The 11,744-nt window shown below is 37.3% G+C and carries 13 protein-coding genes; 9 read left to right on the plus strand and 4 right to left on the minus strand.

Annotation, left to right across the window (positions count from 1 at the left end):
• Together ACEW8O_RS00495 and ACEW8O_RS00500 are read left to right on the plus strand one after the other, a co-directional pair.
• Positions 1-770, plus strand: a 770-nt coding sequence (locus tag ACEW8O_RS00495) for an efflux RND transporter permease subunit (protein WP_373492657.1), incomplete at its 5' end; no start/stop codon positions are given.
• The gene (locus ACEW8O_RS00500; RefSeq protein WP_373492658.1) at positions 767-1,948 is read left to right on the plus strand and encodes a TolC family protein; all 1,182 of its coding nucleotides are present in this window, start codon (positions 767-769) and stop codon (positions 1,946-1,948) included. The genes ACEW8O_RS00495 and ACEW8O_RS00500, both read left to right, overlap by 4 nt.
• A 279-nt stretch (positions 1,949-2,227) precedes the next feature.
• On the opposite strand, the gene ACEW8O_RS00505 is transcribed toward ACEW8O_RS00500, so the two are convergent.
• Positions 2,228-2,677: a hypothetical protein gene (locus ACEW8O_RS00505; RefSeq protein WP_373492659.1), complete on the minus strand. Its 450-nt coding sequence runs from the start codon at positions 2,675-2,677 to the stop codon at positions 2,228-2,230.
• Positions 2,678-2,884: 207 nt separating this feature from the next.
• A complete protein-coding gene (locus ACEW8O_RS00510) occupies positions 2,885-3,856 on the minus strand; it encodes a GlxA family transcriptional regulator (protein WP_373492660.1) in 972 nt (323 codons plus the stop codon).
• Positions 3,857-4,074: 218 nt separating this feature from the next.
• On the opposite strand from ACEW8O_RS00510, the gene ACEW8O_RS00515 reads away from it, so the two are divergent.
• From ACEW8O_RS00515 to ACEW8O_RS00545, 7 genes are all read left to right on the plus strand, one after another.
• Positions 4,075-5,055: an alpha/beta hydrolase family protein gene (locus ACEW8O_RS00515; RefSeq protein ID WP_373492661.1), complete on the plus strand. Its 981-nt coding sequence runs from the start codon at positions 4,075-4,077 to the stop codon at positions 5,053-5,055.
• 6 nt (positions 5,056-5,061) lie between these two features.
• Positions 5,062-5,898, plus strand: coding sequence for a hypothetical protein (locus tag ACEW8O_RS00520; RefSeq protein WP_373492662.1), 837 nt, complete (start codon positions 5,062-5,064; stop codon positions 5,896-5,898).
• Positions 5,899-5,902: 4 nt separating this feature from the next.
• Positions 5,903-6,925, plus strand: a complete 1,023-nt coding sequence (locus ACEW8O_RS00525) for a S41 family peptidase (RefSeq protein ID WP_373492663.1) — start codon at positions 5,903-5,905, stop codon at positions 6,923-6,925.
• Between the two features lie 370 nt (positions 6,926-7,295).
• Positions 7,296-7,757: an SRPBCC domain-containing protein gene (locus ACEW8O_RS00530; RefSeq protein ID WP_373492664.1), complete on the plus strand. Its 462-nt coding sequence runs from the start codon at positions 7,296-7,298 to the stop codon at positions 7,755-7,757.
• 10 nt (positions 7,758-7,767) lie between these two features.
• Positions 7,768-8,607 carry a sialate O-acetylesterase gene (locus ACEW8O_RS00535; protein WP_373492665.1) on the plus strand — a complete coding sequence of 280 codons (840 nt, stop codon included), beginning with the start codon at positions 7,768-7,770 and terminating at the stop codon, positions 8,605-8,607.
• 57 nt (positions 8,608-8,664) lie between these two features.
• On the plus strand, positions 8,665-8,868 hold the full coding sequence (locus ACEW8O_RS00540; protein ID WP_373492666.1) for a hypothetical protein: 204 nt from the start codon (positions 8,665-8,667) through the stop codon (positions 8,866-8,868).
• Positions 8,869-9,262: 394 nt separating this feature from the next.
• Positions 9,263-9,433 carry a hypothetical protein gene (locus tag ACEW8O_RS00545; RefSeq protein ID WP_373492667.1) on the plus strand — a complete coding sequence of 57 codons (171 nt, stop codon included), beginning with the start codon at positions 9,263-9,265 and terminating at the stop codon, positions 9,431-9,433.
• A gap of 70 nt (positions 9,434-9,503) precedes the next feature.
• Here the strand turns inward: ACEW8O_RS00545 and ACEW8O_RS00550 are convergent, their stop codons facing one another.
• Positions 9,504-9,986 (minus strand): hypothetical protein, encoded by a 483-nt coding sequence (locus ACEW8O_RS00550; protein ID WP_373492668.1) that lies wholly within the window; start codon positions 9,984-9,986, stop codon positions 9,504-9,506.
• Between the two features lie 574 nt (positions 9,987-10,560).
• Positions 10,561-11,667 (minus strand): Fic family protein, encoded by a 1,107-nt coding sequence (locus tag ACEW8O_RS00555; protein ID WP_373492669.1) that lies wholly within the window; start codon positions 11,665-11,667, stop codon positions 10,561-10,563.
• Between the last annotated feature and the right edge of the window lie 77 nt (positions 11,668-11,744).

The following is an 11,744-nucleotide window of genomic DNA, read 5'->3' on the forward strand; positions in this document are numbered from 1 at the left end:
TGGATCATATCATGAACACCCTGATTGATGCTGAAAACGGAGAAAAAATTCCTATTCACTATGTGGCAGATATTGTAAGTGGAAGCGGTCCAAACACCATCAACCGGGAAAATGTACAGCGAAAAACCGTTGTCTCGGCAAATGTATCAGGACGGGATCAAAAGAGTGTAGTTGATGAAATCAGATCCAAAATTTCCGAAAGCATCCAACTTCCTGAGGGCTATCATGTGGAACTTGGTGGGCAATTTGAAGCAGAAGAGGAAGCTTCCACGACCCTATTGGTCACATCGTTCTTTGCCATTCTGATTATTTTCATGATCCTCTTTCAGGAGTTTAAAAAAGTCAATCTTGCTTCCATCATATTGATCAATCTACCTTTGGCCCTGATCGGTGGAATCTTAAGTATATACTTTACAAGTGGCATACTGAGTATTCCTGCCATTATAGGATTTATAACCCTATTTGGTATTGCTACCAGAAATGGAATTCTTCTGGTATCCCACTATGAAAGTCTTAAGGAACAAGGCCTTGGACTCTATGAGACAGTGATTCAAGGCTCAAAAGACAGATTGAGTCCAATCCTGATGACGGCTATAACAGCCGGTCTTGCACTGATTCCCCTTGCTCTTGCCGGAGACCTTCCTGGGAATGAAATCCAAAGCCCAATGGCAAAAGTGATTTTGGGTGGTTTGACCACTTCTACGCTGCTTAACCTGATCATTGTCCCAATGGTCTATTTTCTAGTCAACTCAAAAACTGAAACCAAATGAAAAAGCCAATACTCCTTTATATACTTTTGCTTTTGGCCTTTGTGCATTCGAAAGGTCAATCAAGCTTTGATGTCGTAATGGCGGAGGTGGAAAAAAACAATAAAACCTTACAGGCTAATTACCAAAAACAACAAGCACAAAATCTCCAGTTCAAATCGGAAATGCCCTTATACAACCCAAATATCGAGTATGATTATTTGTACGGATTTCCTTTTACTGCGGGAAATCAAACAGATGTATTGGTCAATCAGTCTTTTGATTTCCCAACGGTATATGGCAAAAGAAAGCAGCTTGCAAATGAACAAATTGCCCAATTCTCTTACAACTATGATGCAGCAAGACAAGAGATATTATTTGAGACACAATCCACCTGTATTGAATTGGTCTATAGAAATAAACTTCACCAACAATTCCAGCTAAGAAAAACTGCCATAGAAAACCTTCTAAGCGACTTTGAAACAAAGCTGGAAACGGGTGATGGAAATATCCTTGATGTAAACAAAGCAAGGTTGCAGTTGATCGAAATCAATAAGGAATTCCAATTGAATCTTTCCGAAATTAACCAACTTAACCAAAAGCTGACAGGCTTGAATGGTGGGATAGTATTGTCTTTTACTGAAACCATCTATCCCGAAATGGATCCAATTCCGTTTTTTGAGGATTTATATGATGAGATACAGATAGAAGACCCTGCACTGAAATTCATCGAACTGGAAACCGCAACTGCAAAAAGACAACTGGAATTGAGTAAAGCCCTTGCCCTGCCCAAAATGGAAGCAGGTTATAGACATCAGGGGATCTTGGGGCAGACTTTCAATGGGTTTCATATAGGCACATCAATACCGCTTTGGGAAAACAAATACAAAGTTCGTCAAAGTGAAGCTGCTGTAATGTTTTCAGATTTACGCGTTCGGGATTATCAAAACGAGAAGTTTTATGATGTCAAACAGTTGGTTGAAAAATATGAGAAATTGTCAAAAACCTACCATGAATATAAATCCGTCCTTTCGGTTATAAACAGTTTGGAGTACCTTGACAAAGCCTTGGAAGTAGGCCATATCTCAACCATCGTATATTTTATGGAGTCCAATTATTACTATATGGCCTACAACAATTTTTTGTTGACAGAAAAGGATTACTATGCAGTCAAGGCTGAGATTTTGAAGTTTAGGTTGTAGATATCATGCTATTCCTACTATTCGGAAGTTTCGGTACCGAATCCAGATAAAAGGGATTTGTAATCACAACCTGCTATTCGGGATTTGTAATCCCGAATCCAGATAAAAGGGATTTGTAATCCCAATCACTTCCTTAAAGCTTGCTTACCCGAATTGCAAACGGGTTATTCAGATGTTTCGATCCTGCATTCATATGGTAAACTAAAATGCCTTGGGTTAAATATCGGGGAGAAAGTTAATTTAGAACAAAAAATTAATCCTATGGTACCACTTCAGAATTTAATTTCTCCGGTGAAATTTATATCCCATTCCTACCGACCAAATCCATTCGTCTGTTGTGTCTTTATGAAAAAAAGGGGTAAAAAAAGCAAATCTTTTATGATCAATTCTTGGACCTACACCTAACCTTGCACCGGTCTTCCCATTCAGCACATAGAACGAGGGAAAGGCACCAACACCAATTTTTAGATTTTGGTTTAAAGAGAGTAACAAACTTGGACCACCAACATTTACAGCATAAAATTTTTCTCCTACAGAAAACCCCAGCATACCTTCCAATTGTAAATCCCATTTAGGATTTTGCTTTGTATGTTCATGGTCCTGCCCTATTGAAACTTTTGAAAATATTAAACATAGTAATAGGGTTCCGAATATTATTTTTCTCATTTCTGTGTGATTAAAATTAGACTTTTCAGGTAAATACTGTTTTAAAATGAAAATCTTCGCCAACGCTTGAAGATTATTCCAAGCCACGAAACTAAAACCTATCTCATAAAAATCCTAACTAGCCAAACTGCTATTCGGCATTTGTAATACCTAATCCAGATAAAAAGGATTTGTAATCCCATTTTTAACTTAAAACCTCCCTAAACGGGATTACAAATTCCGACTTATCTGATCTCGTGATTGCTAATCCCGAGAAGCGAGAAAAAAGGGTTAATTGCTCAATTTAAATTCGGATGGTGATTTCCCGTAATGTTGTTTCCACATCCTTCTTAATTGTCTTGGGTCTTTGAATCCACATTGTGAAGCAATAAAATCAATGGTGTATCCAGGGTGTCTCAATAAGGTTTCAGCATGGGCCAGCCGGCTTCTGGTTTTATAATCATTGATGCTGATTCCTGTATGTTTGCGAAACAAACGGGTAAGATTCCTGTCGGACATATTGACCATTTCAGCAAGATTCTCAATGGAATTCTTCTCGAGAGGATGTTGAAGGATATAATCCTGAACGGTGTGGATGGAAGGGTGAATATGGGTCCTGAAATCCAGGTAAATACTTCCCTGGGATTGCCCTCCTGTTCTCCTTAAAAACACCACCATTTCACGGGCGACTTTGGAAGTCATTACAGGACCGTAATGCTCTTCCACAATAAATAATGCCATATCAATCCCTGATGTCATCCCTGCACTGGTATACATATTGCCATCTTTAACATATAACTGGTCATTGATAACCTTAATATTTGGATAATTCTTTTTCAAATAATCTGTGCATTTCCAGTGGGTTGTACAGGTTCTATTATTGAGCATTTGAGATGCAGCCAATACAAATGTACCTGAACAAACTGAGCATATGTTTACCCCCTTTTTGTAATTATCCTGTATCCACTCAAAAAATTTATTGTATCCGACTTTCAACTGACCATCCTGAATAGAGTGAAAATCTATTCCGGCTATAAATAAATAATCACCTTCATTCAGGTCAAAATTGTCAAATGATTGCAAGGCTTTAAAAACCAAACCTTGTTGGGACACCACATCTACATCAGAATCCAAGCCACAATACTGGATATTAAAATGTGCACCAAATTGATTGGCTTCATAAAATACTTGAACAGGTCCTGATAGATCTATCAAATGGACATTTGGTAAAACAGCAAATACAACATGGATCTCATTTTTCATTTTTCTAAAATTTATTTGGTGAACAATTACTTATAACGCCTATTCCCCAAATTTAAGGTATCAAAATGCAGCTAAAAAGGACAAGTAGCGGACAGATCAAGCCAAAAAAACATATCAAAATAATGATGTCCTGTTATGTCCGCTAACTGTCCTTCTTTTTTGTGATTCACCGATCTAGATTTGCGTTACAAAACCCTGTAAACCAAATCTATAACACTATGAAAATTAAACTATTATTACTGCTGGCACTTAATTTAAGTGTCAGTAATTTAACCAAAAAAAGCATTTATGAAAGTGTACAAGTTGGTGAAGAAATCCTGATTCCATCAACAATAGAAATCATTTCAGGATCCTTGCTCCTACCCGAACAGGAAAAGAGAAATTCACCCTCACCGGTATTTATTATTATCAGTGGAAGTGGTGACTTTTCTTATAGAAGCCATTTTAAAGAAGGAGCGGACTATACCTTGTTTAAGGATATTTCCTCCATGCTCCTTGATCATGGCATCGGGGTGTTTTTATTGGAAAAGAGAGGCATTAACCGCTCCAGTGGGAACTGGCAAAAAGCAGGGTTTCAAGAATATGCCCTTGATGTGAAAAAGGTAATGGATTACCTTCTGCAACGGCCGGAAATTGACCCCTCAAGAATCAGCATATTGGGACACAGCCAAGGTGGTTATATTGCCCAAATGGTAGCCTCCTTATTTCCGGAAGATGTTTTTTCGGTCATAAACCTGGCCGGACCTGCGCAACCTGTTTTTGATCAGGTGATGTCTGATATGGAAAAAAGGTATGACTGTAATGAAAAAAGTGCTTTGGGAAAGACCTATAAAAAAGCTGCTTTATTCTCTGGGTTGTCATTGATGAAATTTTCATCCAATATGATAAAACCAACTTTTTTGAGCCATGTGATATCCCATGACCCATCAGTGTATATTTCCAATATAGCATGCCCTATGCTTTCCATATATGCAGAAAATGATAATATGGTTGATTATTACAAAAATATGCTGTTGATGGATCAGTACATAGAAAGAGATCCAATGAAGCATACTGCATATTTTCTTCCAGACACCAATCATTATTTTTTCAATTCTGAGATGTGTTTCGATTGGGACAAGGCCGATAAAACTACAAATCGCTCTTTATTATGGCTTATAAGTAATTGGGTAGACCAAATTTCAAAATCAAAAATATAGAATGTTATGAAAAAGTATTTAAGCCTCGTGTTGGGTTTCTATTTGCTGTTGAACCCCAATAACTCCATCGCTATGGATCCAGGTGATCCTCCAAAAAACTCCATTACCATCTCCGCAGGTTTGTCCATTTTATCAAGACAGGACCTGGTTTATTCTCCCTTTGTTCACCGTGATTTATCAACCACAAATTATGGATTCAACTTTCAAAGAAACGGAAAAACCTTCCAATATTTCAACTTGGGATTTTCCCATAACTCATCCCAATTGGTTGATTTTGAGGAGATCCCAATGGACGGGCACCATCATGGTTTTCATCCACATGAGTTCCTGTTTATCCACTCGGTTTATGGTATTGGAAAACCATATAAAAAAACTGAAAAGAACATCTCCTACCTTGGCACTGCTGTGAGAATGGATATGCAGGCCTCCTTTTACAGTTTTGCACTGTCAAATATGTTTGGGTACTTCATCAATCAGTCCTTGGCAATATGGCACAGAAAAACCCATTTTCTACATGAAAAGCATACGTTGAGTCATCAATTGGAACTCCCCATGATTTCTTGGATGGCCCGGCCACCTTATCTGGCAGAAGATGACGGATTTATTGAAAATATCTCCTCCCACAAATCTTCATTAATCCTTTTGGAATTTGTGAAAGATGGAAAATTGGTTTCCTGGAACCAACTTCAAAGGGCCAACTTTCAGCTGGAGTACAGATTTTCAATCTCCCGGAAAATCAGTTTGGGAATGGATTATAAACTTGACATCATACGGACCACGTTTCCTAGGGCTTTGAATTCCTATCAACAAAACCTCAACTTGACAACCACTTTAAAATTCTAAAAAAATGAAAAATTCAAAATATATAATTTCCTCATTATTGATTTCTTTCTCCTTAACATTTCAATCATGTAACCAAATATTTGAGGAAGTACCATCAAATGATAAAGGATCCATATTTGAAAACTTTTGGCAAAATTTTCAGGATGATTATGCACTATTTGAAGAAAGAGGAATTGAATGGAATGAAATCTATGCACAATATAGACCCTTGGTTAATTTCAATACCACGGATGAGGCATTGTTTGGAATTCTTTCGGAAATGATAAAACCCATTGAAGATGGACATGTTGCGTTGATGGCTCCGGGAATTGGCGCCTTTGATGCTAACCCCTATTTCAGAGATAGAATTGAAGATAATTTGTTTGATCTGGATTTGATAGTCAACAATTACCTGGAACCTGGTTATAAGCAGAATGGGCACAAATTTGTTTATGGGAAAATAAAAAACCATAACATGGCCTATTTACATTTTGATGTCTTTCGTAAAGAATCTGTAAAATTAGATGACCTGTTAAGGGAATTTGCACAAGTCGATTCCTATATCATCGATTTAAGGCACAATAATGGTGGCGACGTTTCATTATGTTTTTCCTTTTTGGGCAGATTTACGGAGGAAAAGAAATTGTTTCTAAGCAGCAAAACCAAAAACGGCAAAGGTGCAAATGATTATACTGCCTGGTTTGATTGGCATTTAAATCCTTCAGGAAAATTCCTGGACAAACATGTTTATATTTTAACAGACCGCTATACCGTGAGCGCTGCTGAAAGGATGGTAATGGCAGCAAAGACGGTTCCAAAAGTACTTATAGTAGGAGATACTACAAATGGCACTTTCGGAACAAAAATCTCAAGAGAATTGGCCAATGGATGGTTTTACTCCTACTCAATACAGAAAGTCAAAATGTTTGATGGCCAAAGTTACGAGGGAATTGGTTTGCCACCTGATATCTATGTGAAAAATGAACCCGAAGAAATGAAAGATGGTCGGGACAGTGTTCTTGAAAAAGTTTTTTTACAAAATCAATGAATTAATGTGGATTGATTAAGTTTAAAAAAAGATTCATTCTTTCCAATCCTATTTCAAATATAAGCCCGTAAAATTGATCTTTTACGGGCTTATACTTATTATATTTCAATTTCCGATTATCTGTCCTCGCAATTACAAATCCCAAGAAGCGAGCATTTTACCATTGGTAAAATGGAAGTATGGAGTCGTCCATTTTGCAAAGGACATTACAAGGTCAATTGACCGCTTAAAATACTTTTAGTGTTCAATTGACACTATTAGTAATTAAAAAGTATTAATTGGTGTAAATTGAAGTCAGCTGGGGCAGAATGTATTAAATACGGATATCTTGCAGTGATATTTTGAAACAAATATCAAATTCATCAAAAAAATGGAACAAAAACAATATAAAATCGAAATCAAGGCTTCTATTGAAAAGGTTTTTGACTATATGCTTGGCCTGAGTAGTAAAAAAACCTATGAACAATGGACCTCCGTATTCAATCCGGCCTCAACCTTTGAGGGAAGTTGGGAAAAGGGATCCGGAATTTTGTTTATCGGAACAAACGAAAATGGAAACCGTGAAGGAATGATTTCAAGAATTATTAAAAACATTCCAAACCAATTAGTTTCTGTTCAGCATTACGGCATTTTGGAGGGAGAAAAGGAAATATTAGAAGGCACCCAAGTCGATCAGTGGGCTGGTGGAATGGAGAACTATAGTTTTGAGAAAAATGGAAATAAAACCATAGTAACCGTGGAAGTCGATGTAACCGGAGAATTTTCGGAACACTTTGATTCAACCTATCCAAAAGCTTTGCAAAAATTGAAAGAAATAGTAGAGGCAGAATAAAATCAAAAACATGAAATTCAAAATAAAACCATTATTTATTGCACTTACATTTATAATTATTGCCGGCACAAAAAGCCAGGCACAGGATCCTGATTTTTATATATTTCTAAGCTTCGGTCAATCCAATATGGAAGGACATTCCAAATTTGAACCAATGGACACTACTGTTGATTCAAGGTTTAAGGTCATGCAAGTGGTGGATTGTAATAATCTTGACAGGAAAAAAGGAAATTGGTATGATGCTGTGCCGCCTTTGACCCGATGCCATACAGGCATCACTCCGACGGATTATTTTGGACGGACTTTGGTAGCAGGCTTACCTGAAAACATTAATGTCGGCGTCATCAATGTCTCTGTTGGAGGATGTAAAATAGAACTCTTTGATAAGGACAATTATGAAACATATACCGCTTCTGCCCCGGGTTGGATGAAAAACATACTCGATGAATACGATGGGAATCCTTATGGCCGATTGGTGGAAATGGCGAAGTTGGCACAAAAAGATGGAGTCATCAAAGGTATTTTGTTGCATCAGGGTGAGTCCAATACGGGTGATACGGAATGGCCTAATAAGGTAAAAGATGTATATGCCAATTTGTTGGATGATCTTGGACTTGATCAAAATACTGTTCCGCTCTTGGCAGGTGAACTTGTTGAAGAAGCTCAGGGCGGGAAATGTGCTAGCATGAATCCTATTATCAACAAACTTCCCAATACTATTCAAAATGCCCATGTAATTTCATCTAAAGACTGTGAGGCAGTTTCTGATGGCCTGCATTTCTCCGCTAAAGGATATCGAAAACTTGGTAAACGTTATGGTGAGAAAATGCTGAATTTACTGGGAAATTAAACTACATCAATAAGAATCATCACCCAATACATTATAAACCTAATTAAACCTAAAGTCATGAAGAAGGTAATTCCTCTCATTTCCTTATCATTAGGTTTTGGAGATGTCTTCTTACAGGACTTCGAAAAACAGCCACCAGAAGGATTTGACATTGTCAGACCTGACATTTCCAAAGGAAAAATTGATACCATAAGCTACCCTTCCAAAACTGTAGGCGTGACAAGAAAGGCATTGATTTATACTCCCATCAATACCTTGTAAAAAATAATGTCCCCCATATCTATTACATAGAACCAGGAGGTCATGATTTCAAAGTGTGGAAAAATGGACTGTATATGTTTTCCAAGATGTTGTTTAAATCCGTGGACCAATCTACATTTTACAAATACAATCTCTATGGAACAGTCACCTTTCCTTATTACATTTGTAAAGCTTAGGCCGACTATATACCCATCAGGAGTCAAGTCAATTTCTTCCTAAGATTTTAAATACAGATGTGAAATCTCTTCTTATATTTGATCAATATAGCTATTTCCAACATGGGGTAAAGGCTGAATTATAAAATACTTATCGGGATTGTGTTGTATATCCTCAAATCTAAGTTATGTTTGATCTTAAGTAAAAAATTATTTCTCACCCTACAATAAAATATTATATGAAACCTTCAGCACCTATGAAAATTACCTGGATTATTGGATTGATCTGTGGAATACTGGGCATCATTGGACATTTCACCCAAGTTCAATATTTATCAGAATATAGTTTCACGCTTTTGCTTATTGGTTTTATTGCTTTGGCAGTGGGTACATCCTTTAAGGGGATTTAAAAATCAGGGATTATTACTGCTTTTTTTTAGAGTTCATTTTTGATCATAATGAAAATGGTCAAATGTAGGACTATTGTGTACATATTTTCCATTTGCTCTTCATGTTCTTCTTTCGCCCAATTTCCTTTGCTATAATAAACGGTGCCGATATCGCCATAAGCCCTCCTGCAGCCTCAAGCATTCCCAAAGCCTCTTCTTTACCTTCAAAAGCCCAAATAACAGGCGTTCCGCTCAACATAATTACACCCAGATACCCAATAAAACCGAAGAAACCTGGATTGACATTTTTCACTAGTGTCTGAATTTCTGAAATATGCAGCACCTCCTCACTTCCTGATTCATTTCTAAATATCGTCAGTTCATCACTCTCGATCTTCAATAAGTGATACCCGTAAAAGACAGTATCATTTGTTATTATATTATATTTCGACTTTTGCTTAATTTTTTGATGGCGTGATGGTTTTTCCTGATGTTGGAGATAAAGCACTGATTGAGCCAATGCCGAACCGCAAATGGTTAAAAGGAAAATGGTGATATAAATTTCCTTAGTCATCTTTAGATGAGTTAATGATAATTTTTAATCCTTTACACAACAGGAGTAGAGTAATCAAGCGATTCATGGATGTTGTGCCCGAAATTTTCAGTTAACATGTCTTGGGGTAATAAATTACTAGGAATGAGAACTGCTAGAATGATAATCATTTCTTTCATGATATTTTGTTTTTTGATAAAACATAATGAACTCATGTAAAAATATTTGCAAAATCCTTAATTTTACAAAACAATGTAACGATTTTTTTACTCTATGTCAAATGTTTGACAGCTTATTATTCGTAAATATTTCTTCAGACTTTTGCGCTGACTACAACTAATTGTGGGCATCAAATGGGCTGGTTTTTTTGGTTACATACATGCATGGTTTTTTTAAAAGTTATAGTTAATTTTTTATCTATTTTTTTCGAATTCCTAGTTGGAAACCTCGGTACTTAAAGCCCATGGGTAAATAAGAATGTTTGTCTAAGCACTGGGGTGAGTATCTACAATTAAATTGCTGATTTCGGAAAGACTGACTTCATTCCAGTAGCAGACGCCAATAAAATTCTTAAACCAGGCCTAATAACCAATGATTATCCTATTTTAAAGTCAACCAATTTGTAATTGGCGCTTCGTCCTCCTTCATCAGTTTTTTGTAAAATACCGTTTTCTACCAAGTCTTTTATATCCCTTAAGGCAGTGTCGGTTGAGGTTTTGGTGATTTTTGCCCATTTTGAGGTTTGAAGTTTTCCTTCAAAACCGTCAAAGAGTTTATTGAGTATCAATCTTTGGCGTTCGTTGATGGCTGTGTTTTCGTGAAATTTCCAAAACTCAGCTTTGCGCAATATATTTTGTGTGGTGTTTTCGGTGGCGAGCATCGCATTTTTGAGGCAATGTAAAAACCAGTCGAGCCATTCTGTGATATCGCCTGACCTATGTTGCACTTTTTGCAATACCTCATAATAGCGTTTTCGTTCGGCTAATATTTGGCTTGACATACTGTAAAAACGTTCTCCACTGCCTTCAGCACGGGCAAGCAACATATCAGTGATGGCCCTTCCTATCCTACCGTTACCGTCGTCAAAGGGGTGAATGATGATAAACCAAAAGTGTGCTACGGCGGCTTTCAAAACAGGGTCAAGGTTGTTGTCATTGTTAAACCAATCCAGAAATTTGTCCATTTCCGTATTTACCAATTCTGGCTTTATTGCTTCGTAATGCACTTTTTCTTTTCCCATGGCGCCGGATACTATTTGCATTTCACCTGTACGGTACCTTCCCACTTCTATTTCGTAAGGCCCACTGTATCCCGTGGGGAAAAGTGCTGCGTGCCAACCAAACAACCGTTTTTCGGTTAATGGCAAGGTATACCGCTGAGTGGCATCAAGCATCATTTCCACCACCCCTTCAATATGACGGCTACTTGGCACAAGCCCCGCTGTATTGATACCTAAACGCCTGGCTATGGACGAACGCACCTGATCATAATTGAGCAATTCGCCTTCTATTTCTGATGATTTTACCACATCCAAGGTCAAGGCGGTAAGCGTAGCTTCTTCCTTGGCAGAAAAGCCTAATGCGTTCATTTGCCCTATAAGCTTACCTTGCATAAGACGCACCTCACCAAATACCACATTTATGGCTTTGTCCTGCCAAGAAAAATCTGTCCAGTTTTTAAGCTCGTAAATATATTTTGCCATGGCGTGAAATTTACGCGGTAAATATATTAATTATTCACCGCATAAATGCGGTGTTTAGGACAGTTTTTCACCGCAAT

Source organism: Aquiflexum sp. (genome assembly GCF_041749095.1).
Classification (GTDB): Bacteria; Bacteroidota; Bacteroidia; order Cytophagales; family Cyclobacteriaceae; genus Aquiflexum.

What these genes read in the sequence shown, in the direction of transcription:
- ACEW8O_RS00555 (WP_373492669.1), bottom strand. Translation starts at nt 11,667, where the DNA reads ATGGCAAAATATATTTACGAGCTTAAAAACTGGACAGATTTTTCTTGG.
- ACEW8O_RS00520 (WP_373492662.1), top strand. Translation starts at nt 5,062, where the DNA reads ATGAAAAAGTATTTAAGCCTCGTGTTGGGTTTCTATTTGCTGTTGAAC.
- ACEW8O_RS00535 (WP_373492665.1), top strand. Translation starts at nt 7,768, where the DNA reads ATGAAATTCAAAATAAAACCATTATTTATTGCACTTACATTTATAATT.
- ACEW8O_RS00540 (WP_373492666.1), top strand. Translation starts at nt 8,665, where the DNA reads ATGAAGAAGGTAATTCCTCTCATTTCCTTATCATTAGGTTTTGGAGAT.
- ACEW8O_RS00500 (WP_373492658.1), top strand. Translation starts at nt 767, where the DNA reads ATGAAAAAGCCAATACTCCTTTATATACTTTTGCTTTTGGCCTTTGTG.
- ACEW8O_RS00545 (WP_373492667.1), top strand. Translation starts at nt 9,263, where the DNA reads ATGAAACCTTCAGCACCTATGAAAATTACCTGGATTATTGGATTGATC.
- ACEW8O_RS00530 (WP_373492664.1), top strand. Translation starts at nt 7,296, where the DNA reads ATGGAACAAAAACAATATAAAATCGAAATCAAGGCTTCTATTGAAAAG.
- ACEW8O_RS00525 (WP_373492663.1), top strand. Translation starts at nt 5,903, where the DNA reads ATGAAAAATTCAAAATATATAATTTCCTCATTATTGATTTCTTTCTCC.
- ACEW8O_RS00515 (WP_373492661.1), top strand. Translation starts at nt 4,075, where the DNA reads ATGAAAATTAAACTATTATTACTGCTGGCACTTAATTTAAGTGTCAGT.
- ACEW8O_RS00550 (WP_373492668.1), bottom strand. Translation starts at nt 9,986, where the DNA reads ATGACTAAGGAAATTTATATCACCATTTTCCTTTTAACCATTTGCGGT.
- ACEW8O_RS00510 (WP_373492660.1), bottom strand. Translation starts at nt 3,856, where the DNA reads ATGAAAAATGAGATCCATGTTGTATTTGCTGTTTTACCAAATGTCCAT.